Genomic DNA, 22,355 nt, shown 5'->3' on the forward strand with positions numbered 1-22,355 from the left:
ATGGATATTAAACAAGGGCTTGAAACAGCTATTAACCATCAAGATCTTGCTACCGATGAGATGATCGATGTTATGCGCCAGATTATGTCAGGTGCAGCAACAGAGGCGCAAATTGGCGGTTTTCTAGTCGCATTGAGAATGAAAGGGGAGTCGCTCGACGAAATTGAAGGTGCCGCTATTGTGATGCGTGAGTTGGCAGCAACTGTGCCAGTGAGTGGTGATTTTCTAGTTGACACCTGTGGAACAGGTGGTGACGGTTCAAATTTATTCAATGTTTCAACGGCAAGTGCTTTTGTTGTGTCAGCAGCCGGCGCGAAAGTGGCCAAGCATGGTAATCGCTCGGTATCCAGTTCAACAGGTAGTGCGGATGTGCTAGAAGCAGCCGGCATCAACCTAAGTTTAACGCCAGAGCAGGTGGCTCAGTGTATTCAACAGGTGGGTATCGGCTTTATGTTTGCCCCCGCGCACCATAGTGCGATGAAGCATACTATTGGGCCGCGTACAGAATTATCTCAACGAACCATTTTTAATATGTTGGGGCCAATGACAAACCCAGCTGGCGTAAAGTCGCAGGTGATAGGGGTGTTTAACGAAGCTTTATGCCAACCTATCGCGAATGTTTTGCAGCGATTAGGCAGTGAGCGTGTGCTTGTGGTGCATGCGCAAGATGGGCTGGACGAAATTAGTTTAGCCACTCCAACACACGTCGCAGAATTAAAAAATGGACATGTTGTTGAATACAAAATAACGCCTGAAGAAATGGGGGTTGCGAGTCAAAGCTTAATTGGCTTAACGGTCAACAGTGCTAGTGAGTCACTGGCTTTAATAAACGATGCCCTGGGCTTACAAAAAACAACAGAAGGTAAAAAGGCGGCGGACATGCTTGCGCTTAATGCGGGTGCCGCACTATATGTTTGTGGTAAGTCAGACAGCATTAAGTCTGGTGTTGCATTGGCGCTTGAGACCATAAACAACGGTAAAGCTTTGCAAAAAATGGCTGAACTAAAAGAGAAAACACAAGGCTTTAAAGATGAGTGATACCCCCGACGTTCTAAAAAAAATAGTAGCGCGTAAGCACCAAGAGGTTGCCGAGAGGCTTGAGCGTTTTTCTATTGATGATTTAAAGCAGCAAATTGCACAGGCTTCGCCGGTTCGTGGTTTTGTTAAATCGATTAAGAAAAAACTGAGTAACGGTGAAACCGCGGTGATTGCTGAAGTAAAAAAAGCGTCACCGAGTAAAGGCTTGTTGCGCGAGAATTTTAACCCAGCTGAGATAGCAGCCAGCTATGAAGCAGGTGGTGCTGCTTGCTTGTCGGTACTGACCGATAAGGATTTTTTTCAAGGCTCAGAAGCGTATTTAAAACAAGCAAGAACAGCGTGCAAGCTGCCGGTTATTCGTAAAGACTTTATTGTAGACCCTTATCAAGTGTATGAGGCTCGTGCGATCGGCGCAGACTGTATTTTATTAATTGTTGCTGCGCTTAATGATGAGACATTACAGGGCTTGTATCAATTAGCTGGCGAGTTAGGTTTAGATGTGCTGGTAGAAGTTCACGATGCGGGTGAGTTAGAGAGTGCGTTACGGTTGGATTTAGCCTTGATTGGCATAAATAACAGGGATTTAAGAACCTTTGACACGTCATTAAAAACCACGGTGGACTTATTGGAGCATATTCCTGATGGCATTATTGTTGTCAGTGAAAGCGGCCTGCACAAACCTGAAGACATTAGCATGCTAAAAGAGCATCAGGTGCATACCTTCTTGATAGGTGAGGCCTTTATGCGTTGCGATGATCCTGGCGAGGCCTTAAAAAGGCTAATTGCTTAGCGAGCCTTTTTTACCAAGATTGTTTTGCCGCTGACTTCAATCAATCCATCTTCGCCCATTGTTTTTAGAACTCGACCAGCCATTTCACGTGAGCAGCCGACCATTCGGCCTAGGTCTTGTCGCGTAATTTTAATTTGCATGCCATCGGGGTGGGTCATCGCTTCAGGGGCCTCGGTTAAGTCGATTAATGTTCGAGCAACACGGCCGCTGACGTCTAAGAATGCTAAACGCCCAGCTTTGCGACTGGTTTGCAATAGACGCTTGGCCAATTGGCGGCCTAGTACGGTAATAATTTCTTTGCTATCTGCTTGGAGCTCATTCTTAAGTAAAGAGTTTAAGCGGTTATAACTAATGCCCGCAAGCTGACAGGAAGAAGAGGTTTGAACGTAAACGTTTTGTTTGTCACGTGTCAGGGTCGGTTCAAAAAAACTCGCTTCGCCAAGGAAGTCTCCGCGACTTAAATTGGCGAGAATAAATTCGTGACCATCGACTTCATCGATGCATACGTAGGCGGACCCTTCAATAAAATAATATAAAGTGTTTATCTCATCGCCGGGCTGAATAATATCTGTTTTATTCGGGTATTCGTGTCGGTGGCAAAAGCGGATAAACCTAGCAAAGGTTTCATCCGACATACCAGAAAAATTAAGAAGGTTTTTTTTTGTGCTCATTCCCCAAAGTGTAACAGAGATTATTTGAAATAACCTACGTCGTAAGCCTTTTGGTGGTCGCTTTAGCAAACGTCATGTTGCTGGCTGGTTTTATGATATTCTTTGCGCCTAAAATTAAAACAAGGGTTTGAAAATGGATGTAAGAATAAAGTGGGTTGAAGGCGCGATGTTTCTTGGCGAATCAGGCAGTGGGCATACCGTTGTAATGGATGGTGCGCCAGCAAATGGAGGTAGAAATTTAGGGCCTCGGCCAATGGAAATGTTGTTAACTGGTATGGGCGGTTGTACAGCGTTTGATGTAAAAATGATTTTGGATAAAGCCCGTCAACAGGTGACCGATTGTGTGGCAGAAATTCATGCTGAGCGTGCTGATGAGGTCCCTGCGGTGTTTACTAAAATTCACGTTCATTTTATCGTGTCTGGTAAGGGCTTAACCGACAAAGCTGTTGCACGTGCTGTTAATTTATCAGCTGAAAAGTACTGCTCGGCCTCTATTATGTTGAGTAAGGCTGTTGAGATAACCCATGATTATGAAATTGTGGATGTTGCCTAATGAAGCGGCCTAATCCAACAACTGGCTTACGGCATGTTGCGTTAAATGTACAAGACTTAGTAGCCGCTGAGCATTTTTATGTTGAGTTAATGGGAATGTCTGTTGAATGGCGACCAGATGAACAGAACGTTTATTTAACCTCAGGGAATGATAACTTGGCCCTGCATGTTGTTACAGGAGAAGAGGCAGGGGTTCCAGCGTTAGACCATATTGGCTTTTTTCTGGACCGAGAAGACGATGTAGATGATTGGTTTGAGTTTTTAAAACATCATGGCGTTAAAATGAAAACTCAACCACGCAAACACCGTGATGGCGCAAAAAGTTTCTATTGTTATGATCCTAGCGGCGTAACGGTGCAAATTATTTGCCACCCGCCTTTGGTTGGTCATTAATTGTATCGATGTCGCAGGCCACTTGATGCATAGCTGATGTTAGTTTTGACAAATCAGCTGTCGTCATAATATAGGGGGGCATCACGTAGATGAGGGTTGAAAAAGGACGAACCCATACACCGAGTTCTACAAACCGGGGTTGTATCCAATGGATATCAACGGGCTGATGCAGCTCAATGACACCAATCGCGCCTTTAACACGAACCTCTTTTACAGCGCTCAGTTGTGAACAAGGCGCTAGTTCAGATTGTAATTGTTTTTCAATCCTCTGTACCGAGGTTTGCCAGGGCGAAGCCAATAAAACCTCTAAACTGGCATTAGCTACTGCACAGGCTAAAGGGTTAGCCATAAACGTTGGACCGTGCATTAAGGTTGGGTGTTGGCCTCCGCCAATACCATCGGCTACTTTGCTGGAGCACAGCGTGGCAGCGAGGCTTACATAACCACCGGTTAGCGCTTTTCCGACGCATAAAATATCAGGTGCAATTTGCGCTTGTTCGTAGGCGAAAAAGGTTCCAGTACGGCCAAATCCAGTGGCTATTTCATCCAGAATCAGTAGTACATCGTGCTCATCACACAGCTCGCGTACTTTTTTAAGATAGGCGGCGCTATAGAATCGCATGCCGCCTGCGCCCTGCACCAGCGGTTCTATAATCACGGCTGCAATAGTACCTATATTGTCTTTTAATAAATGCTCAAAATCATCAATGGCGGCTTGATCGTATGTAGTTTGGTCTCGGCAATCAGGGCTTTTTGCAAAAAGGTGTTGAGCGAGAACGTTACTAAATAGATGATGCATGCCATTATCGGGATCGCAAACGGCCATCGCACCAAAAGTATCACCGTGATAACCATTTTTAATGGTTAATAAGCGTTGTTTTTGCGGTTGGCCTAGTGATGACCAATACTGAAGGGCCATTTTGATTGCAACTTCAACGGCGACTGAACCAGAATCGGCAAAGAATACATGTTGTAAATCATCGTGGCTGATGTCGATGAGTTTTTTTGCTAAATCAACAGCAGGTTTGTGCGTTAAGCCGCCAAACATCACATGTGACATAGATTTGAGTTGGTTTTCAATAGCGGCATTTAAAGTGGGGTGATTGTAGCCATGAATGGCCGCCCACCAAGATGACATGCCATCAATCAATTCACGGCCATCTTCAAGCGTTAATCGAACGCCAGAAGCTGATTTTACGGGGAAAACAGGTGTTGGGTGGTTTAGGCTGGTATAAGGATGCCAAATGTGTTGCTTGTCAAAATTGACAAGGTCTTCCCAGTTATTGCTCATTTAAGACTAAACCCAAAAAGATGTTTTTGTCATGATTTTTGAAATAAGCCGCATGCCTTGTTTAATGGGGGCAGGCAACTCAACCCCGCCTTGCTCGATGGCGCTGGTAGCGTGTTGGCTTTCATCTTCGTGCATCTGATTAAGGATGGCGCGTGTTTTGTGATCGGTATCGGGCAGTTTTTCGAGATGGCTCTCAATATGTTGAACGACCTGTTTCTCGGTTTCGGCTAAAAAGCCGAGACTCCATTTGTCGCCGGCTAAACCGGCGGTGGCGCCAATGGCTAAAGAGCCCAAATACCAAGCAGGGTCTAGAATGCTGGTTTTTTCGCCAAGCTGGTCAAGACGTTTGCGACACCAAACAAGATGATCATTTTCTTCTTCGGCAGCTTGGGTCAGTTTTTCTTGCACGGCCTTGTTGCGAGCAGTTAATGACTGACCCTGATATAAGGCTTGGGCAGCGACTTCGCCAGCATGGTTTACACGCATCAGTTGCGCTGATAATTTAGCTTCGTCTTCATTAAGGTCGTTATCTTCGACGGCGTCAGACGGGTTTTCTCGCCCTGTTGTTTTAGCATGCCCCGCTAAGGTTCGTAACACACGGTCGGCATGAGCAATGAGGTTGTCAGCGGTGGAGTAAGCTCTTTGCATGGTTATACCTTTAGTTGTTGTGCTAGTAATGATACCGGATGCAAGGTGGTGGTGTTAAGCCCTGCTTGTTTTAAACCAGAGCGGATATGCAGTGCGCAGCCTACATTACTGGTTAGTAAATAATCTATTGTGTGATCTTTTAAAGGAGCAATAGTTTGATCGCGTAGGGTGGTTGCGGTTTCTTTGTGGGTGAGCATGTAGCTACCAGCCGCGCCGCAACACATTTGATTGGGTTTGAAAGAGCGGATGTTTAATTCATTGATATTAGCAAGTAGTTCAGTAATATCGGTGGTTGAGGGGTGAACATTTTTTAAGGTGCAAGGGGTGTGAAGCCAAGCCGATGCTTTCAGTGGTTTGAATGTGAGTGTACTTAAATAAGGCGCAATAAAATCACTGATATCAACGACTTTTTTTGATAGAGCATGGTCATATTCGGCTAAGGTAGAACCGCAACCACTGGCGACCGTAATGACGGCATCGTAGTGTGTATTATCAAACGTGTTTTGGTTGTTTTGGGCGAGCTTTATTGCTTGCTGATGATTGCCAGCGTGTAAATCTATCGCGCCACAACAATATTGGTTTGGGGGAATGGAAACGTCAAAGCCACAATGTTGAAGAAGGAAGACAGTATCTTCTAGTGTTTTAGAATCAAGCACCTCTGTGGCGCAACCAGTAAAGAGCGCAACGTGCCCTCGCCTTTCTGCAACCAATGTCGGGTATGTTTCGTTAAACTGATTAGAGGAAATTTTGGCGGGCAAATAAGTATTTAGTTGTAAAGGGAGTTTACTTAAACCAACTTTCTGATAAAAACGCAGAAAAAAGTTTAGACTTTTCCTGTATTGTCCTTTGAGGCGACTAATGAATGAACGTTCTAACAGGCTCAATTTATTATGCTCGGTGGTGTTTGTGTCGCCACGAAAGTCGTTGATGAGCCTAGCATATGGTACTTTGGCGGGACACATTTGTTCGCAGGCTCTACACGTTAAGCAGTTATCAATGTGCTCGCTAAGCGTGTTTGTTAGTTCGAGATGGCCTTCTGACCAACCTTGAATGAGGGCTAGGCGGCCACGGGGTGATTCGTTTTCATTTTTAGTTAAATTGTACGTGGGGCACTGTGGTAGGCATAATCCACACTTAACGCAAAGGTCTGTATCGGTATAGTTGATTTGGTTTGTCAAAATAATAAAATAGGCAAGAGTGCGGATAATTCGTTATAATTAAACATTATATAATTTTATTTAAATAAACATTATGGTTATAAGTAAAAAACAACTGACGCATTTGAAGCGCTTAGAAGCGGAGTCTGTGCATATTATACGTGAAGTGATTGCTGAATTTGATAACCCGGCAATGCTTTATAGTGTAGGTAAGGATTCTTCGGTGATGTTGCATCTGGCACAAAAAGCGTTCTTTCCTGCCAAACCGCCGTTTCCTTTGGTGCATGTAGATACCACTTGGAAGTTCAAAGAAATGATCGAGTTTCGAGATAAGCGGGCCAAAGAAGTGGGTATGGACTTGATTGTCTATATTAACCCAAAGGGTAAGGAGCTAAACATATCTCCATTTGAACATGGCTCATCGATGCATACCGATATCATGAAAACAGAAGGCCTACGCCAGATGTTAGATAGTTATCAATATGATGCGGTGTTTGGCGGCGCTCGTCGTGACGAAGAAAAGTCACGTGCTAAAGAACGAATTTATTCATTCCGCGATAAAAATCACCGTTGGGACCCAAAGGCGCAACGCCCAGAATTATGGGATACCTATAATGGGCGCCATCAAAAAGGGGAGTCGATTCGGGTATTTCCGTTATCTAATTGGACTGAGCTCGATATTTGGCAATATATCTACCTTGAAGGGATACCTATTCCTGATTTGTATTTTGCAAAAGAACGCCCAGTGGTTGAGTACGGTGGAACCAAAATAATGGTCGATGACGAGCGCATGCCTGAAGAGTTACGTGACAAGGCGGTGATGGAGAAGGTGCGTTTCAGGACGCTGGGTTGTTACCCGCTAACAGGGGCAGTGGAGTCAACAGCCGAAACCTTACCGGAGATTATTCAAGAAATGCTGCTAACCAAAGTATCCGAGCGCCAGGGGCGATTGATAGACCATGATGAATCAGGGTCGATGGAGAAGAAAAAGATTGAGGGGTATTTCTAATGGCTGTTGAGCAAAATAACTTGATTGCATCTGATATCGAGGGGTATTTGAAGCAACATGAAAACAAAGAATTATTACGTTTTATTACCTGTGGTAGCGTAGATGATGGGAAAAGTACGTTAATTGGACGTTTACTGCATGACAGTAAAATGATTTTTGAAGATCAGTTGGCGGCAATTAATAATGACTCTAAAAAGCACGGCACAACAGGTGAAGCGGTTGATTTGGCTTTACTGGTTGATGGCTTGCAATCTGAACGTGAGCAAGGCATTACAATTGATGTGGCCTACCGTTTTTTTGCCACGGACAAACGTAAGTTTATTATTGCTGATACCCCAGGGCATGAGCAGTACACGCGAAATATGGCAACCGGTGCGTCTACAGCCGATTTAGCGATTATTCTCATTGATGCGCGCTATGGTGTGCAAACACAAACACGACGTCATAGCTATATTACAAGTTTGTTAGGTATTAAGCATATTGTGGTAGCCGTCAATAAGATGGATTTGGTTGAATTTAGCGAACAGCGTTTTAATGAAATTAAAGACGAGTATCAGTCGTTTGCAAAAGAGGTAGGTATCAACTCGCCTGTGTTTGTTCCCGTGTCAGCGTTGACTGGTGATAACGTTGTTAATGCCAGCAAAAATATGCCGTGGAATACCGATGCGCCGTTGATGGAGCAGCTCGATACGATTCCGCTTGAAGATACGGTAAATCTTGAAAACTTCCGCTTACCAGTACAGTACGTAAACCGTCCACACTTGGACTTTAGAGGCTTTTGCGGCACCATTGCGGCGGGCAGTATCCAGGTGGGTGATAGTATTACCGTGCTGCCATCGCAAAAAACGTCAGTGGTTAAACAAGTAATTCAGCCAGCAGTTAGTGAAAGCGAAATGAATGTTAGCGAAGCATTTGCGCCAATGGCGGTCACCTTGACGCTTGAAGATGAAGTAGATATTAGTCGTGGCGATATGATTGTGAAAACGACTGATCTTCCAGACGTCGCTGACCAGCTAGATGTCACCTTGGTGTGGATGAATGAAACGGCGATGAATACAGGGGTGGATTACCTAATCAAAAGGGCCAGTAATGTTGTGCCAGGTAGGTTTGAGCAGATTCATCATAAGGTCGATGTTAATACATTAGAAAAAATTGAAGCCAGTGAATTGCAACTCAATGAAATTGCTCGTTGCCGCTTATCGCTGAAGCAAGCGATTGCTTTTGACGCATATGCCGATGTAAAGGGAACGGGTAGCTTTATTGTGATTGATAAGTACACCCACGCCACGTTAGCGGCGGGTATGATTCAAGAGAAATCTACTGTTGCCGCAAACGGCCAATCAGCAAAAGAATACAGTGCTTTTGAAAAAGATTTAAATGTATTGATTAGACAGCACTTTCCCGAATGGGGCTGTCGATCGATTGATGATTTGCTCTCGTAAAGAGTCATTTGGTGTTAGTCACTGCATGGAAGCAGGGCTCATAATCCGGCTTGCGAAGGTCGATAAGTTAACGAAAATAGTTAATGAAACCCCTTAGGAATAGAACGTAGAATACACGGATGTATAAAGAAACGAATAAGCGCTCTCTCATCAAAGGGGTGACGTGGCGTATTGTTGCGACAACAACAACGATGCTGATTGTCTACGTGTTTTTTGGTCGACTGGATCTTGCTATTGCAACGGGGTTGCTGGAAAGTGTTTTAAAAATTGGACTTTTTTGGCTGCACGAAAAGGTTGGCTAAAAGTGCGCTGGGGGGAAAAAAGAATAGAGCCTTTTAATCTTTGGTTTACCGGCTTACCACTGAGTGGCAAAACGACCATTGCTGATAAAGTTTTTGAGCAACTTGAAAAGCTTGATATCCCCCTTGAGCGGATAGATTCAAAAGATATTCGGGACCTCATCCCGAATATTGGTTATACAAGGGACGATAGAAATCGTCATATGCACCGTATTGGCAACCTTGTTTGTACCTTGCAGAACAATTCAGTGTCAACTGTTGCCTCGTTTGTTTCACCGTATAAAGAATCACGCAGAGCAATTCGTGAAATGGTTGCCAATAACATCATTGTTTACGTAAAGGCAGATATCGAAACGTGTAAAAAACGTGATTATAAGGGTGCATATGGAAAAGCCTTAAGCGGGGAGTTTAAAAATTTCCCCGGTGTTGATGAAGTGTATGAGGAGCCTGAGCATGCAGAAGTAGTCGTTGATACGGATGCTTTGTCAGTTGACAAGTCAGTTGAAGTAATTGTTAAGTACGTTAAAAAGCATTACATCAAATAAGGGTAAATAAATGAGTACAAACACGGTATGGCATGAGCATCATATTAGTCAAAAGCAGCGCTCTATTTTAAAAAAACAAAAACCTTGTATTTTATGGTTTACCGGCTTAAGTGGTAGTGGTAAATCGACGGTTGCTAATGCAGTAGAAAATCAACTGTTTGCGATGAAGAAGCACACCTATTTGCTCGATGGCGATAACGTGAGGCAAGGGCTTAATAAAGGACTTAGCTTTAGTGAAGAAGATCGAATAGAAAATATCCGCCGCGTAGGTGAGGTGGCTAACTTGTTTTGTGATGCAGGCTTGGTTGTCGTTACTGCGTTTATTTCCCCGTTTGCTAAGGACCGTCAAATGGTGCGAGATATGGCCATGCAAGGCCAGTTTGTGGAGGTGTTTATTGATGCACCATTAGAGGTTTGTGAGCAGAGAGATCCTAAAGGGTTATATAAAAAAGCGCGTGCAGGAGAGATTAAAGACTTTACGGGTATCGACTCACCTTATGAGGTGCCGGTAAACCCTGAGCTGCATGTTGTTAACGACGGCATTAGTATTGAAGAGGCGGCTACGGAAGTTGTGGCTTACCTTAAAAAGAACGCATATATTTAAAAATGTTAGATAATATAAACATAGAAGACATTGTGGCACTCGCAAAAAAAGCAGGTGATGCCATTATGGATATTTATCAAAAAGATTTTGAGGTTGAGTTTAAGGCTGATCAATCGCCACTGACTGAGGCCGATACGGCGGCGCATAAGATTATAGAACAAGGCTTAAAAGAGCTGGATCAAAAGAATAATAGGCTAATCCCCTTGATGTCAGAAGAAGGCAAAAATATTCCTTATCAGGATAGAAAGGATTGGGACTACTTCTGGATGGTTGACCCTGTAGATGGTACTAAAGAATTTATCAAAAAAAATGGTGAGTTCACCGTCAATATTGCCTTAATAAATCAAGGCATGCCTGTTTTAGGCGTGGTGTATGCGCCAGCGCTGGGGCAAATGTATTGGGCTAAGCAAGGCGAAGGGGCCTTTAAAGACGGGCAGGCTTTACCGTTAAAACGAGCTGAGCAGCGCGATAGCTATAAAGTAGTAGCTAGTCGTTCGCATATGTCTGATGAAACAAAACAATTCATTGATGAGATAAAAACAGAAAAAGTCAAAGAGCTAGTATCCATTGGTAGTTCCTTGAAGCTTTGTCTCGTTGCAGAAGGTGAAGCTGACATTTATCCAAGACTAGGACCAACAATGGAATGGGACACGGCTGCGGCACACGCGGTTGTTTTATGCGCTGGAATGAAGGTATGTGAGTTTAATAAGGGTGGGATCTCAAAACCGCTTGTATATAATAAGCAAAATTTACTGAATCCTTTTTTTATTGTTTCATCCATTAACTAATAAATAAACTTATATGGCTTACTATAAACAGCATATCTTTTTTTGTACCAACCAGCGCAGCGATGGACGCGCGTCTTGCCAAGACCATAATGCGCAAGAAATGCGTGATTATTTAAAAAAGAAAGTGAAAGAATCAGGGCTAGCAGGGCCGGGCGGCATTAGAATCAATAACGCCGGTTGTTTAGATCGCTGCGGGCAAGGTCCTGTGTTGGTTATTTACCCTGAAGAAACTTGGTATCAATATAAAACCAAAGCAGATATCGGTGAAATTTTTGAGCAGCATATAAAAAACAATCAACGTATAGAAAGATTGCAGGTTTAAGTGTTTGGGTTAATCGAAGCAATAGTTCTGCTCAGTTGAAGTTTACAGGCTTTGGTGATGCTATGATTAAAATGATTCGGAAAGAAAAACTAAAAATAAAGAGAGTGTTTTGGAAAATAAAAATATAGAGATCGCTGGGCATCACACTGCAGATGACGAAATAGATTTATTTGAGTTGTTTGCCTCATTAGCTCAACAATGGCGCTGGTGGGTCGGTATCACTGTGCTGGGGGTTGCGGTATCAATAATTGTCGCGCTTTCTATGCCTAAGCAGTATGAAGTAAATGCACAATTGGTGTTGCCAGAACAAGTTCAAGCAATGATTTTAACAAACAAAGGATATGTAAAGCAGGACCGTAAAGGGTTGTTTCAGCAGTATTATCAGACCTTGGTGTCTTTTGACAATTTTAGCCGCTATGTAGAACAGGGTGACTGGCTTTCAAAGATATAACTTGACGAGCTTGGGCAAGGCCGAGACCAAGAGCTTCGCACAGAGTTGAAACAAGCGTTGCAAATAGAGGTGGTTAAGCCTAAGCCAATAAAAGGCAAAGAGCCTGCTGCTCCTGAAGTTGTTACACTCACCTTGCTAGGCAAGGATGAGACGGTAACCGCTGACTTTATCAATGGTTATATTGATTACTCGGGAAAGGCGTTGATAGCGTTGATAGCGGAAGTAGGTAGGCAACAAAAAGACTTGGAAGTAGAAAAAATTAACATAGATATGCGTTTGCTAAGACAAGACTTCCAAAAGAAATTAATGGCAAGGCTAAAGGTTCTAAATGAGGCGCTAATACTAGCTGAGAAAGTGGGGATAAAAAAGCCCAATGACATGAAGAGAGAAACAAACCAAGCAACGAAAGGAATCGTTATTAACGCTGCAAATAGTAGTTCAGATTTGTTTTTGAAGGGCAGTGAGTACTTAAAACAAACGATTAATACGCTTCAAAGCCGTGAGTCACAAGACCCATATATTAAGGAACTGTTCCCATTATTTGAGAGGTTAGGTAGATTGGATGCAATGAGCTTTGATTTTGAAGGCGTAAAACCCTATAAATTAGATAAAAAAGCCGTGGCAGATGGCGAAGCCGAAAAACCCAAGCGTGCCCTAATTGTTGCAGTGGGTGGTGTGTTAAGTTTATTTGTCGGTGTGTTTGTAGCGCTAATTGCTGGTGCGGTAAAGCGTAGAAAAGCCCTTGCGTAAAAGAAAGGTAGCAAATTGTGCGGTTTCTCGTACGAAACGATAATAAATCAGATGAGATTATCGGAAGAAGAAATCCACCTTGAAAGCAACATTATTTAAACTGTCCCCGCAGGCCAAACTGTATTTATTTGGTAGCCGTATAGATGATAACCGTCAAGGAGGCGATAGACCTAATGGTAGTATCTGACAAAAAAAGGACATAAGCCGATTAAGAATTGAATTTTTCAAAAAGTTTGGCGAGCAAAAGCTAGATATACTGCTAGATGATGGGCTCTTTACCCCTGTGTTTCATCGCTTAATGATGAAAAGGCACAGCAATTATGATGAAAGAAAAATTAGCACAAGACCTATAGCTATTAGAAAAGCTAGAGATTATTGAGCAGTCAGGCGGGTGAATGAACTACAAAGGAGTAAGGAATAAGTTGACGTATGAGTATCCAACAAATCAGCAAGAAGTGATAGCGGGTATTAAATTAGCAATAGTTTACTTTGAAAAGATCCACGCTCTATTGACTTAGAAGGGAGGTAGCTAGAGTGAATCAAGCTGGCTGGCCGAAGGCTCTCCTTTGCAATGCGCATAATGAATCAACAATTTAAAGAGGGTTGAATTATGCAAGTGTTTTACGACGTTAACGCACCCAAAAAAGCAACAAATCTAAGCTTAAATAGCGATTTGCTGAAAAAAAACAAGAGCGCTTAACATTAATTTATCTACAACATTAGAACAAGCGTTAAAGGATAAATTAAAAAGTATCGAGTCTGAAAAATGGGTAAAAGAGAATAAAAAGGCCATAAAAGCTTACAATAATTTTATTGATGCAAATGGTTGCTTTAGCGATGAGTATAGAAAGTTTTAATGACGCAAGAGGCTTACCCGTATATTGTTGATATTCAAAACTCACTTATCAGCGATATAACAACAAAAATAGTCATTCCGCTGGGAAAGCTAAGTCACTTTAGGCATGAAAATATGAGCAAACTTACACCAATCGTTGAGTATAAAAATGAACAGTTTGTTTTGCTTGCACCTCAAATAGCGTCAATTCCCTAGACATCACTTCAAAACCCAATTGGATCCATTGAATCGATGAGAGATGAAATTATTACAGCAATCGACTTTGCTATTACGGGCATATAACGCTCAAACCTAAAATACACCGTCATTACGAAGAGTGACGCAGACATTTCACAAAAGCCCCCCTTTTTTTTTCTATTTAAGCCTGCTTAACGTATACTGCACACAATATAGAAATAGATGCGCATTATTGATAAGTAAAAGATGGTGTTTGGTAGTTAATAACGGAAATCAAGCTGGCTGACCCCCCCCCCCTTGATATTCTTGATCTTTGATCTGGACCTCTTGATCTGTTTTTTAAGACAGTATCTGAGGTTCCCTCCTTGATCTGATCAAAAAAACATAATTACATTTAAAGAAGTAACAGTGATACTCGATAAAATTAACATACAAAACATTGTCACTCTAGCCAAAAAAGCTGGCGAAGCTGTTATTACCGTGAATGCAAAAGACTTTGATGTTGAGTATAAAGTCGATGAATCTCCTCTTACAGAAGCCGATAAAGCCGCTCATCACATTATTGAAAAGGCTTGCTCGGCTCTAGACCAACAAAATGGCTATTCTCTTTGAAGAAGGTAAAGATATTCCCTATGAGGTCAGAAAGAACTGGGAATACTTTTGGTTGGTTGACCCAGACGATCGCACCAGGAGTTTGTAAGAAAATGGGTGGTTTACGGTGAATATTGCACTCACTCATAAAGACATACCTGTATTAGGAGTGGTCTACGCCTCTGCTTTGCATACGACCTATTGGGTAAAGAAAGGTTACGGCGCGTTTAAAGATGGACAAAAATTACCATTAAAAACAGGGAAAGAACGTAAAACCTGTAAAATAGTGTCCAGTCGTTCTCATATGCCAGACGAAACCAAAGTGTTTATTGATGAAATTAAAACCAATAAAGCAAAAGAATTAGTTTCGATTGCCTGCTTATTAAAAATCTGTTTAGTCGCTGAGGGCGAAGCTGACATATATCCAAGACTAGGGCCTACGATGGAATTGGACACTGGGGCGGCGGCACATGGCATTGTAAAAGAGGTGGGAGTGCAGTTACAAAAGTATGAGAATTGTAATTTTTCTAAGCACTTGTATAACAAAGAAAATCTGTTAAATCAGTATTTTATTGTAAAAGAAAAGATGGATTGAAAGTTAAGTGGATTTTAAAAGCTTGTTTAAACAGGGAGTCGGTACATTAGTCCTTAGGGTAATTGGGGCTGGTTTAACTTTTATTTCAGTTTTATTTTTTGCAAGAGTCTTAGGGGTTGCTGATTTTGGTTTGTTTTCACTAGGGCTAGTTATTATTACAGTAATATCTGTTTTCACCAGATTAGGTCTTGATAATGTTGTTTTGAAACAAGTATCTTCGCATGCAATAGGTGAAAAAAAAATTGCAAATGGTTATATATATACTGTTTCTAAAATTGTTGTCATTATTGGTTTAGTAGTAAGTGTTTTGTTATGGTTTTTTGCAGAACCAATTTCAAGCCAAATTTTTAATAAATCTGATTTAACGAATGTATTGAAGTACTTTTCATTAGTTATAATTCCAATGTCACTTGTTGTTATATGGAGTGAAGTACATATAGCCATAGGAAAACCTCAGTTTTCTGCTTTTATCCAAGCAGTAGTCCCGCCTAGTTTAACGCTTATAATTGTTTTGTATTTATGGTCTGTTGAAACTGTTTCACTATCACAATTAATTATAAGTGTTGCAATTGGTTTTTTAATTAGTCTATTTATATATTTGTTCAGCTTAAGGTTAAATTTGACCTCTGATAAATCAACTATTTCCTATAGATCGACTATCAAGCAAGGCTTGCCCATGTTGATGATTAGCTCAGGAGCGTTAGTGATGGCATGGTCGGATATTATTATATTGGGGATTTATGCAAGTTCAGAAGATGTAGGTGTTTATGCTGCAGCTTCACGAACGGTTATGGTAACGGCCCTGATATTAATTGCGGTCAATGCTGTTACAGCTCCGAAATATGCACGGTTCTATAAAGACGGGGATTACACCTCTATCGCTAAGCTTGCACAAGCTTCATCAATTGTTTTGTTGTTGCTTGTTTTGATTCCAACGCTAATTTTAGTTTTTTTTTCAGAATGGATTATGAGTTGGTTTGGGCATGATTATACAGTAGGGGCGACTGTTTTAATTATTTTAGCGTTTGGTCAGTTTGTTAATGTTGCTTGTGGTTCTGTTGGATATTTATTAACAATGACTGGTAGAGAGAAAAAGCTAAGAAATATTTTTGTTGCTGCTGCAACACTAAACATTGCTCTAAGCGTCCTGTCGGTTAAATATTTTGGTGTTATAGGTGTGGCATATTCAACGGCATTTTCAGTAATGTTTTGGAATGTTTGGGCTATGATCGAGGTTCGAAAGCATTTAGGGTTTTGGTCAATTAATTTCAATTTTAGATCTTATTAAGGATTACAAAATAAGGAGTCAGCATGAAAGGTATTGTTTTCCTAGTTGGGTGATGAGCTTTTTTGGAGCTGACTTTGTTAAAGGGGATGTGTTGCTATGTGTTTTAACGGCAGGTCAATGTATTAATGTGGCCTTAGGGTCTGTTGGTTATTTGTTAATTATGACCGGTAATGAAAAAAAGGTGAAAGATATTCTTTTAATAATAGGCTTACTTAATATAGTTATAAGTATTATAGCGGCAAAGTATTTTGGGGCTATTGGTGTTGCATTTGCTACAAGTGCATCCATGGTAGCTTGGAATTTTTTGTGTGCTATTGAAATTAGAAAGATCCTTGGGTTTTGGATGTTTAACCCTAAGTTTCTACTTATGAAAAGGTAATTAAAATGATTAAAGTATTTAGTGAGGAGGTGTTTTACCTAATAATTTCACTGCTTCCTCGTATTCCAGATTTCAATAAACTAAGAAGTGCGTTATTGAGAATGGCCGGTGTGAATATTGGGAAAAAAGTAGTAATTTGGAGCGGTTTCGATCTAAGGCCATACGGTGGGCTTGATAGGTTGTATATTGGGGGGCAGACGTTTGTTAATGTTAACTGTAGAATTGGCTTAGGTGCTAAAGGAAGACTGGTGATAGGGAAAAGGGTAGCAGTTGGGCCTAATGTGTCTTTTGAGACGGTTAATCATATGCAAGGGTATAATAAAAAATGGGCGTCGGTATCAAAATCAATTTATATAGGTAATGACGCTTGGATAGGTTCTGGCGCAATTGCTCTTTCAGGTGTAACGGCGATGATAATAGAAGGGTGTAATTAATGAAAGAATTACTTTTTCATATTGGCTACCCGAAAACGGCCACCTCGACTCTACAAAATCATTTATTTACAACTTTGGATGAAAAAAAGCAAATAAATTACTTAGGTAGAAGTAATAGAGGGCTTAGCAAGTTTAAGGCTGGAGAGGCAATGATTAATGAATTGGTTTTTGGTTTAAGCAATAGCAAGATAGATCAATGTACTCTTTCAGATGACGTATTAAATGTTATATCAAATGAAGATGTTGTTTTATCTTTTAAGAATATTATTGGGAACGATGTCTTGAGCGAGTCCGACCCAACAGAAGTTGCTGAGAAGTTGGGGGGGGTACTCTCACATCATGATTGTAATGTTAAAGTGCTAGTTACTCTCCGAGCCCAAGCCGACCTAGTGCATTCATTTTATGTTGAAGGGTATAAGTGGCATTTTAGACATGTTAAATCGTTAGATACCTTCGAGAAATATATAGCACAAGGATTGGAAAGTAAGAGTAATGGAGTTTTTTTAATGTTTTATTATTATGAAGTCATTAAATCTTATGTAAATGTGTTTGGTAAGGATAATGTTGAAATTCTTTTTTATGAGGATATTAGGTTGGAAGTGGATACTTATTCTAAAAAATTAGCTGAGTTGCTTTCTGTAGAAGCCGGTTTGGTAAAAAATGTTCTATTAAATAAAAATGATAATGTAAAATCAAAGGTGGATAAAGGTAGTTATACCAACGCACTATCGTTAGACCAGATATTAGTTGATGTGTTTAGAATCATCTTACCTAAGAAATTCTTTATCGGACTTAAGGGCAATAAGGTTGTGTCCTCGATGGTGGGCCAATTAGGCAAGTATTTAAAAAAATATATGGTGGGGCGAGCACACTTAATACCTAATTTAGATGTTGTGCAGCGTGAAATAATATTAAATGAATTTTCCTCCTCCAACACTAGGTTGATTGAGGAGTTTAATTTGGATAGAGGGAAAATGAAAAAATATGGTTATATCGGGTAGCGTGTTATGTTTTGTCTATATATTTGTTAAATAGACAGCACAACTAATGGTTGAAAATATATCTAGACCTCTGAGTACAATTACTGCCACGCTGGTTTTTGTAATGACATTAATTATATGGCCGTATGCCTTTGGTGGTGATCAAGTTCATTATAGGATGGTGTACGAAAAGTTAGGGTCGTTAGATTTGATTGAAGGCTATTCTTTTTACAATCAAGCTTTAAGTGCGTATGAGTTAGGCCATTTTATTTTATCTTGGTTGTTTGCCAGAGTATTAGAGCAAAATATTTTTATAGCGTGTGCTAATTTATTTTTGGGGTACTTTGCTATGCAACTGTTTAAAAAATGGGGCGTATCACTTTTTATTGCTGCACCTATTGTCTTAACAAACTTTTATTTTTTAGTTCTGTACTTTTCAGCTGAACGTTTAAAGTTTGGGGTTCTTTTCTTTTTGATCTCAATGCTTTGCTTTGATCGTTTAAGGTGTTTTTATAGTGCTATATTTTTTGCCATCATTTCTCATTTTCAGATGCTAATTATTTATTCAGGTCAGTTGTTTTGCTATTTGGCCCAAAAGCTAGCGTATTTCTTTCAAACACTCTTGCTCTCTAAAAGGCTTTTATTACTAATGGTTTTTTTTTTCTTATTGGGGTTTTTAACATTAGACGCCTTGTTGATTAAGTTCGATGCCTATTTGGAGTTTAGAGGTGTCTCAAATTTATTTCGTATAACTATCTTTCTAGCGCTAGCTTTATTTTATTCGAAAAAAAGAACAGAGACGGTTTTAGTTTTTATCCCGCTAATTGTCGCAGTTATCTTGGTTGGAGGTGAGCGAGTTAATATGTTCGGTTATTTTGCGTTTTTGTATTATGCGTTGCCAGTTAACCGAGGGGTTAATGTAGGCGTTTTAGTAACATCTACTTACTATACTTATTGGTCAGTCTTTTTTTTAAAAAACATCATTGAGTACGGGGATGGCTTTTATGTTGGCTAAATTTAGGGTGCTTGTTTTCGTGCACTATTATTTGCCTGGTTATAAGGCTGGTGGGCCATTGAGAACCATTGCCAATATGGCGGACCATTTGGCCGAGGAGGTTGAGTTTTTAATTGTAACTAGTGATCGTGATTTGGGGGATTCGGGGCCTTATGTCAATGTGAACCTAAATACTTGGGTTTCAGTTGGGGAAGCTCAAGTGTTTTATTGCACACCAGAAAGGCAAACAATAGCAAGTTTTACAAAATTGATTAATGAGACACCTCATGATCTGTTGTATTTAAATAGTTTTTTTGATTCAGTTTTTACTGTAAGGCCATTATATGCTCGAACGTTAGGTCGTTTCCAGAAAAAGCCAACGTTACTAGCTCCTCGCGGGGAATTTTCTAAAGGAGCTTTGAAGTTAAAGAGAATTAAAAAGAATATATATATTTGGGGGGCTAAGATTTTTGGTTTATGCAATAAGATTTTATGGCATGCGTCTAGTGAGTATGAGGCTGAGGACATTAAGCGATTTTTCTCTATACCAGATGACAAAGTTTTTATTGCTTTAGATTTGCCAGCGAAAGTGGCTGAAGTGAGATATGAAAAGATTAAATGGGAAAAAGAGAGCGCATTAAAGCTTATTTTTTTATCTCGTATCTCTGCAAAAAAAAATTTAGATTTTGCTTTAAGGTTACTTAGTAAGGTTGCTTGTGAAGTGATTTTTCATATATATGGCCCTAAAGAGGACTTAGGCTATTGGGCGAATTGTGAGGCGTTGATTGAAGCCCTCCCAGAAAACGTTAATGTTAAGTACTGTGGGATCGTAATTCCAGATGATGTGGGGCAAACATTTGCTGCTTATGATTTGTTTTTATTTCCTACTCTTGGGGAAAATTATGGCCATGTAATAGCGGAGGCTATAAGCGTTGGGACGCCTGTTTTGTTGAGTGATCAGACTCCTTGGCGGAATTTAAAGCCAGATGGCTTAGGTTGGGATTTACCACTTGAGCATGAGCAAGAATTTGTAAATATTATTGAAGAATGCGCATCGCAAAGCCAAGAGCAAAAAAATAAAACTCGAGCGCATATACAATGTCAAGCAAGGAAGCGGTTGGTTGACGCTGATGTAATTAAGGCTAATAGACAGCTATTTCATCGAGCAGTTAATCAATGAGAATATTGTTGGTGACACAATACTTTTGGCCAGAGTCTTTTATTATCAATGATATGGTTAGAACCTTAGTCTCACAGGGCCATACAGTTAAGGTATTAACTGGTAAACCGAACTACCCTGGTGGTGAAGTGTTTGATGGTTACACAGAAGCAGGTAGTCAAGATGAGTTGTTTGATGGTAAAACCTCTGTATTTCGTGTGCCCTTGCGGCCCAGAAAAGCAGGTGGGGCTAAAAATTTATTTTTTAATTATTGGTCTTTCATTTGGAATGGGTTAATGCTTTTTCCAAGGGAAGTAAAAAATGAGCACTATGATGTGATTATAGTATTTGCGCCCTCGCCATTACTCTCAGCAATTCCTGCGGTTTTCTTAAGGTGGAAATTAAAAATACATTTGGCTATTTGGGTGCAAGACTTATGGCCTGAAAGTCTAAGTGCAACTGGGTTTATAAAAAATAGGTTTTTATTAGCGTTGGTTAGGCTGTTGGTATGTGGCATTTACTCTAAGGCGGATACGCTACTTGTTCAATCTAAAGGTTTTATTCGGCCGGTTTCTCGGTATGCAGATGCCGAGAAGATAGTTTATTACCCTAATTCTTATAAAGAAGAAAGCTTTAGTTTAGGTCAGGAGCATGCCCAGTTAAAAGATAAAACTTTGCCTGAAAGTTTGGCTAATTTATTAGACCAGTTTTTTTGTGTAACCTTCACAGGAAACTTAGGTACGGCGCAGTCACTAGGAACAATCATAGATGTGGCTGCTAAATTAAAATATTTACCTAACTTACGTATTGTCTTAGTCGGAAGTGGCTCTTTGTCTGACTGGTTGTTGGAGCAAAAAGTAAATAGAAAACTAGATAATCTGGTCTTAGCAGGGAGGTTTCCACCTGAAATGATGCCGGAAATTTTTATGCGGTCAAAGGTTTTGCTTGTAACGCTCATAAAAGAAGAAATTTTTAGTTATACCGTTCCAAGTAAAATTCAAGCATATTTGTCATCGGGGCGACCTATAATTGCTGCCTTGGATGGTGAAGGCGCTAGAGTGGTTGAAACAGCGAAGGCAGGGTTGACTTGCGGCGCAGAAGATGTTTTTGGTTTGGCTGCTTGTATTGAGCAGATGGTTGAAATGCCAGCAGTTGAGCGAGAAAATTTCGGTTTGGCAGGTCGAAAGTATTTTCAGGAGCATTTCGAAATGAACAGCCAGTGTGAAAATCTAGTGAGGATTCTTGAGCAAAGAATCAGTAAGGAAAAGGTGATTTAAGTGAAGGTGTTAGTGTTAGGTGTGACAGGGATGTTAGGAAGCGCCGTCTTTAAACAGATGTTTAATGACTCAGGGTATCAAGTATGGGGTACATTACGTAGTGTAAGTGGTTTGAAGTATTTTTCAGAACGGGCTCAGGAATACTTGCTGAGCAATATTGATGTTTTGGAGCAAGACTCATTAGTTGCTGTTTTGTGTAAAGTTCGTCCTGATGTTGTGATTAATTGTGTGGGTTTAATTAAACAGCTTTCTGATGTAGATGACCCTCTTTTTGCATTGCCGATCAATACAATGTTGCCTCATAGGTTATCAAAGCTGTGTTCATTGGCAAATGCACGGTTAATACATATTAGTACTGATTGTGTTTTTAATGGCCGAAAAGGGATGTACTTAGAGAAGGATGTTTCAGATGCCGAAGATTTATATGGTAAGTCAAAATATATAGGTGAGCTGCATGACTTGCCGCATACGGTGACGTTACGGACATCAATTATTGGTCATGAGCTCAATAGTAATGCTTCATTGGTAAACTGGTTTTTGACACAAACCGGTAGTGTAAAAGGGTATAAACGAGCAATCTTTTCAGGACTGACAACCGTTGAGTTGGCCAATGTAATTAAGGAACTTGTGATTCCAAATAAGAACCTTCAAGGTTTGTACCATGTCTCTGTTGAACCGATAGATAAGTACACGTTGCTGAATTTGATTGCTGACGTTTATGGCAAGAAGATTGAAATACAAGCGGATGAACAGGTACAAATTGATCGTTCCTTAGATTCAAGTAAATTTAGACGAGAAACGGGTTATAAGCCACCAAGCTGGCCACAATTAATTGAAAAAATGCATAAAGTAAACCAAGGGATAGAATAAATCAT

The 22,355-nt window shown here is 40.5% G+C and carries 30 protein-coding genes; 26 read left to right on the forward strand and 4 right to left on the reverse strand.

Annotated features, from left to right (window positions below):
- Together trpD and trpC are read left to right on the forward strand one after the other, a co-directional pair.
- The gene (gene trpD, locus KUG63_RS09070; protein WP_015006801.1) at nucleotides 1–1,038 is read left to right on the forward strand and encodes an anthranilate phosphoribosyltransferase; all 1,038 of its coding nucleotides are present in this window, start codon (nucleotides 1–3) and stop codon (nucleotides 1,036–1,038) included.
- A complete protein-coding gene (gene trpC, locus KUG63_RS09075; RefSeq protein ID WP_287554904.1) occupies nucleotides 1,031–1,828 on the forward strand; it encodes an indole-3-glycerol phosphate synthase TrpC in 798 nt (265 codons plus the stop codon). The genes trpD and trpC overlap by 8 nt, the downstream gene beginning before the upstream one ends.
- On the opposite strand, the gene crp is transcribed toward trpC, so the two are convergent.
- Nucleotides 1,825–2,499: a cAMP-activated global transcriptional regulator CRP gene (crp, locus tag KUG63_RS09080; RefSeq protein ID WP_015006799.1), complete on the reverse strand. Its 675-nt coding sequence runs from the start codon at nucleotides 2,497–2,499 to the stop codon at nucleotides 1,825–1,827. The two genes, trpC and crp, sit on opposite strands and share 4 nt — an antisense overlap.
- A 133-nt stretch (nucleotides 2,500–2,632) precedes the next feature.
- On the opposite strand from crp, the gene KUG63_RS09085 reads away from it, so the two are divergent.
- Together KUG63_RS09085 and KUG63_RS09090 are read left to right on the forward strand one after the other, a co-directional pair.
- Entirely contained in the window at nucleotides 2,633–3,052 is a 420-nt protein-coding gene (locus KUG63_RS09085) for an OsmC family protein (RefSeq protein ID WP_015006798.1), read from the forward strand.
- Complete coding sequence (locus KUG63_RS09090; protein ID WP_015006797.1) at nucleotides 3,052–3,444, forward strand: VOC family protein; 393 nt, start codon at nucleotides 3,052–3,054, stop codon at nucleotides 3,442–3,444. Before KUG63_RS09085 ends, KUG63_RS09090 begins: the two co-directional genes overlap by 1 nt.
- Here KUG63_RS09090 and bioA read toward each other — a convergent pair.
- The 3 genes from bioA to KUG63_RS09105 are packed head-to-tail and all read right to left on the reverse strand — an operon-like array spanning nucleotide 3,413 to nucleotide 6,561.
- Nucleotides 3,413–4,735 carry an adenosylmethionine--8-amino-7-oxononanoate transaminase gene (gene bioA, locus KUG63_RS09095; protein WP_015006796.1) on the reverse strand — a complete coding sequence of 441 codons (1,323 nt, stop codon included), beginning with the start codon at nucleotides 4,733–4,735 and terminating at the stop codon, nucleotides 3,413–3,415. The genes KUG63_RS09090 and bioA overlap by 32 nt on opposite strands.
- A 6-nt stretch (nucleotides 4,736–4,741) precedes the next feature.
- A complete protein-coding gene (gene coq7, locus KUG63_RS09100; RefSeq protein ID WP_287554907.1) occupies nucleotides 4,742–5,383 on the reverse strand; it encodes a 2-polyprenyl-3-methyl-6-methoxy-1,4-benzoquinone monooxygenase in 642 nt (213 codons plus the stop codon).
- 2 nt (nucleotides 5,384–5,385) lie between these two features.
- The gene (locus tag KUG63_RS09105) at nucleotides 5,386–6,561 is read right to left on the reverse strand and encodes a (Fe-S)-binding protein (protein ID WP_287554908.1); all 1,176 of its coding nucleotides are present in this window, start codon (nucleotides 6,559–6,561) and stop codon (nucleotides 5,386–5,388) included.
- A 73-nt stretch (nucleotides 6,562–6,634) separates the two neighbouring features.
- Here KUG63_RS09105 and cysD point away from each other — a divergent pair, with 73 nt between their 5' ends.
- The 22 genes from cysD to KUG63_RS09215 all read left to right on the forward strand — a co-directional run bounded on the left by cysD (nucleotide 6,635) and on the right by KUG63_RS09215 (nucleotide 22,350).
- A complete protein-coding gene (gene cysD, locus KUG63_RS09110) occupies nucleotides 6,635–7,549 on the forward strand; it encodes a sulfate adenylyltransferase subunit CysD (protein ID WP_015006793.1) in 915 nt (304 codons plus the stop codon).
- Nucleotides 7,549–8,991, forward strand: a complete 1,443-nt coding sequence (gene cysN / locus KUG63_RS09115; protein ID WP_015006792.1) for a sulfate adenylyltransferase subunit CysN — start codon at nucleotides 7,549–7,551, stop codon at nucleotides 8,989–8,991. The genes cysD and cysN overlap by 1 nt, the downstream gene beginning before the upstream one ends.
- Before the next feature lie 119 nt (nucleotides 8,992–9,110).
- Entirely contained in the window at nucleotides 9,111–9,293 is a 183-nt protein-coding gene (locus KUG63_RS09120; RefSeq protein WP_287554910.1) for a DUF2061 domain-containing protein, read from the forward strand.
- Complete coding sequence (cysC, locus tag KUG63_RS09125) at nucleotides 9,269–9,835, forward strand: adenylyl-sulfate kinase (protein WP_287554912.1); 567 nt, start codon at nucleotides 9,269–9,271, stop codon at nucleotides 9,833–9,835. Before KUG63_RS09120 ends, cysC (KUG63_RS09125) begins: the two co-directional genes overlap by 25 nt.
- A 10-nt stretch (nucleotides 9,836–9,845) precedes the next feature.
- Nucleotides 9,846–10,439, forward strand: coding sequence for an adenylyl-sulfate kinase (gene cysC / locus KUG63_RS09130; protein ID WP_015006790.1), 594 nt, complete (start codon nucleotides 9,846–9,848; stop codon nucleotides 10,437–10,439).
- Nucleotides 10,440–10,441: 2 nt separating this feature from the next.
- Entirely contained in the window at nucleotides 10,442–11,227 is a 786-nt protein-coding gene (gene cysQ / locus KUG63_RS09135) for a 3'(2'),5'-bisphosphate nucleotidase CysQ (RefSeq protein WP_287554914.1), read from the forward strand.
- Between the two features lie 13 nt (nucleotides 11,228–11,240).
- The gene (locus KUG63_RS09140; RefSeq protein WP_287554915.1) at nucleotides 11,241–11,549 is read left to right on the forward strand and encodes a (2Fe-2S) ferredoxin domain-containing protein; all 309 of its coding nucleotides are present in this window, start codon (nucleotides 11,241–11,243) and stop codon (nucleotides 11,547–11,549) included.
- Nucleotides 11,550–11,658: 109 nt separating this feature from the next.
- Nucleotides 11,659–12,000: a Wzz/FepE/Etk N-terminal domain-containing protein gene (locus KUG63_RS09145; RefSeq protein ID WP_287554917.1), complete on the forward strand. Its 342-nt coding sequence runs from the start codon at nucleotides 11,659–11,661 to the stop codon at nucleotides 11,998–12,000.
- 45 nt (nucleotides 12,001–12,045) lie between these two features.
- On the forward strand, nucleotides 12,046–12,750 hold the full coding sequence (locus KUG63_RS09150) for a hypothetical protein (protein WP_287554918.1): 705 nt from the start codon (nucleotides 12,046–12,048) through the stop codon (nucleotides 12,748–12,750).
- A 395-nt stretch (nucleotides 12,751–13,145) separates the two neighbouring features.
- The gene (locus KUG63_RS09155; protein ID WP_287554919.1) at nucleotides 13,146–13,268 is read left to right on the forward strand and encodes a hypothetical protein; all 123 of its coding nucleotides are present in this window, start codon (nucleotides 13,146–13,148) and stop codon (nucleotides 13,266–13,268) included.
- 183 nt (nucleotides 13,269–13,451) lie between these two features.
- Nucleotides 13,452–13,607, forward strand: a complete 156-nt coding sequence (locus tag KUG63_RS09160) for a type II toxin-antitoxin system CcdA family antitoxin (protein WP_287554955.1) — start codon at nucleotides 13,452–13,454, stop codon at nucleotides 13,605–13,607.
- On the forward strand, nucleotides 13,607–13,801 hold the full coding sequence (locus tag KUG63_RS09165) for a CcdB family protein (RefSeq protein ID WP_287554921.1): 195 nt from the start codon (nucleotides 13,607–13,609) through the stop codon (nucleotides 13,799–13,801). Before KUG63_RS09160 ends, KUG63_RS09165 begins: the two co-directional genes overlap by 1 nt.
- Before the next feature lie 390 nt (nucleotides 13,802–14,191).
- Nucleotides 14,192–14,395: a hypothetical protein gene (locus KUG63_RS09170; protein WP_287554922.1), complete on the forward strand. Its 204-nt coding sequence runs from the start codon at nucleotides 14,192–14,194 to the stop codon at nucleotides 14,393–14,395.
- Nucleotides 14,396–14,501: 106 nt separating this feature from the next.
- A complete protein-coding gene (locus KUG63_RS09175) occupies nucleotides 14,502–14,969 on the forward strand; it encodes a 3'(2'),5'-bisphosphate nucleotidase CysQ (protein WP_287554923.1) in 468 nt (155 codons plus the stop codon).
- Between the two features lie 7 nt (nucleotides 14,970–14,976).
- The gene (locus KUG63_RS09180) at nucleotides 14,977–16,257 is read left to right on the forward strand and encodes a flippase (RefSeq protein ID WP_287554925.1); all 1,281 of its coding nucleotides are present in this window, start codon (nucleotides 14,977–14,979) and stop codon (nucleotides 16,255–16,257) included.
- 52 nt (nucleotides 16,258–16,309) lie between these two features.
- Nucleotides 16,310–16,636, forward strand: coding sequence for a polysaccharide biosynthesis C-terminal domain-containing protein (locus KUG63_RS09185; protein ID WP_287554927.1), 327 nt, complete (start codon nucleotides 16,310–16,312; stop codon nucleotides 16,634–16,636).
- Nucleotides 16,637–16,641: 5 nt separating this feature from the next.
- Nucleotides 16,642–17,070, forward strand: a complete 429-nt coding sequence (locus KUG63_RS09190) for an acyltransferase (protein ID WP_287554929.1) — start codon at nucleotides 16,642–16,644, stop codon at nucleotides 17,068–17,070.
- Nucleotides 17,070–18,071, forward strand: a complete 1,002-nt coding sequence (locus tag KUG63_RS09195) for a sulfotransferase domain-containing protein (RefSeq protein WP_287554930.1) — start codon at nucleotides 17,070–17,072, stop codon at nucleotides 18,069–18,071. The genes KUG63_RS09190 and KUG63_RS09195 overlap by 1 nt, the downstream gene beginning before the upstream one ends.
- Before the next feature lie 103 nt (nucleotides 18,072–18,174).
- Entirely contained in the window at nucleotides 18,175–19,065 is an 891-nt protein-coding gene (locus KUG63_RS09200) for a hypothetical protein (protein WP_287554931.1), read from the forward strand.
- Nucleotides 19,055–20,224, forward strand: a complete 1,170-nt coding sequence (locus KUG63_RS09205) for a glycosyltransferase (RefSeq protein ID WP_287554933.1) — start codon at nucleotides 19,055–19,057, stop codon at nucleotides 20,222–20,224. The genes KUG63_RS09200 and KUG63_RS09205 overlap by 11 nt, the downstream gene beginning before the upstream one ends.
- A complete protein-coding gene (locus KUG63_RS09210) occupies nucleotides 20,221–21,480 on the forward strand; it encodes a glycosyltransferase family 4 protein (protein WP_287554935.1) in 1,260 nt (419 codons plus the stop codon). Before KUG63_RS09205 ends, KUG63_RS09210 begins: the two co-directional genes overlap by 4 nt.
- Entirely contained in the window at nucleotides 21,481–22,350 is an 870-nt protein-coding gene (locus KUG63_RS09215; protein ID WP_287554936.1) for a dTDP-4-dehydrorhamnose reductase family protein, read from the forward strand. It abuts the gene before it with no gap.
- Nucleotides 22,351–22,355: the final 5 nt, after the last annotated feature.

This window comes from Cycloclasticus sp. (assembly GCF_019090545.1).
GTDB classification, from domain to species: Bacteria; Pseudomonadota; Gammaproteobacteria; order Methylococcales; family Cycloclasticaceae; genus Cycloclasticus; species Cycloclasticus pugetii.

Excerpts from the sequence above, each read along its gene's own strand:
- trpD (WP_015006801.1), top strand. The coding sequence starts at position 1 with ATGGATATTAAACAAGGGCTTGAAACAGCTATTAACCATCAAGATCTT.
- trpC (WP_287554904.1), top strand. The coding sequence starts at position 1,031 with ATGAGTGATACCCCCGACGTTCTAAAAAAAATAGTAGCGCGTAAGCAC.
- crp (WP_015006799.1), bottom strand. The coding sequence starts at position 2,499 with ATGAGCACAAAAAAAAACCTTCTTAATTTTTCTGGTATGTCGGATGAA.
- KUG63_RS09085 (WP_015006798.1), top strand. The coding sequence starts at position 2,633 with ATGGATGTAAGAATAAAGTGGGTTGAAGGCGCGATGTTTCTTGGCGAA.
- KUG63_RS09090 (WP_015006797.1), top strand. The coding sequence starts at position 3,052 with ATGAAGCGGCCTAATCCAACAACTGGCTTACGGCATGTTGCGTTAAAT.
- bioA (WP_015006796.1), bottom strand. The coding sequence starts at position 4,735 with ATGAGCAATAACTGGGAAGACCTTGTCAATTTTGACAAGCAACACATT.
- coq7 (WP_287554907.1), bottom strand. The coding sequence starts at position 5,383 with ATGCAAAGAGCTTACTCCACCGCTGACAACCTCATTGCTCATGCCGAC.
- cysD (WP_015006793.1), top strand. The coding sequence starts at position 6,635 with ATGGTTATAAGTAAAAAACAACTGACGCATTTGAAGCGCTTAGAAGCG.
- cysN (WP_015006792.1), top strand. The coding sequence starts at position 7,549 with ATGGCTGTTGAGCAAAATAACTTGATTGCATCTGATATCGAGGGGTAT.
- KUG63_RS09120 (WP_287554910.1), top strand. The coding sequence starts at position 9,111 with ATGTATAAAGAAACGAATAAGCGCTCTCTCATCAAAGGGGTGACGTGG.
- cysC (WP_015006790.1), top strand. The coding sequence starts at position 9,846 with ATGAGTACAAACACGGTATGGCATGAGCATCATATTAGTCAAAAGCAG.
- cysQ (WP_287554914.1), top strand. The coding sequence starts at position 10,442 with ATGTTAGATAATATAAACATAGAAGACATTGTGGCACTCGCAAAAAAA.
- KUG63_RS09140 (WP_287554915.1), top strand. The coding sequence starts at position 11,241 with ATGGCTTACTATAAACAGCATATCTTTTTTTGTACCAACCAGCGCAGC.
- KUG63_RS09155 (WP_287554919.1), top strand. The coding sequence starts at position 13,146 with ATGAACTACAAAGGAGTAAGGAATAAGTTGACGTATGAGTATCCAACA.
- KUG63_RS09165 (WP_287554921.1), top strand. The coding sequence starts at position 13,607 with ATGACGCAAGAGGCTTACCCGTATATTGTTGATATTCAAAACTCACTT.
- KUG63_RS09185 (WP_287554927.1), top strand. The coding sequence starts at position 16,310 with ATGAGCTTTTTTGGAGCTGACTTTGTTAAAGGGGATGTGTTGCTATGT.
- KUG63_RS09190 (WP_287554929.1), top strand. The coding sequence starts at position 16,642 with ATGATTAAAGTATTTAGTGAGGAGGTGTTTTACCTAATAATTTCACTG.
- KUG63_RS09195 (WP_287554930.1), top strand. The coding sequence starts at position 17,070 with ATGAAAGAATTACTTTTTCATATTGGCTACCCGAAAACGGCCACCTCG.
- KUG63_RS09200 (WP_287554931.1), top strand. The coding sequence starts at position 18,175 with ATGACATTAATTATATGGCCGTATGCCTTTGGTGGTGATCAAGTTCAT.
- KUG63_RS09205 (WP_287554933.1), top strand. The coding sequence starts at position 19,055 with ATGTTGGCTAAATTTAGGGTGCTTGTTTTCGTGCACTATTATTTGCCT.
- KUG63_RS09210 (WP_287554935.1), top strand. The coding sequence starts at position 20,221 with ATGAGAATATTGTTGGTGACACAATACTTTTGGCCAGAGTCTTTTATT.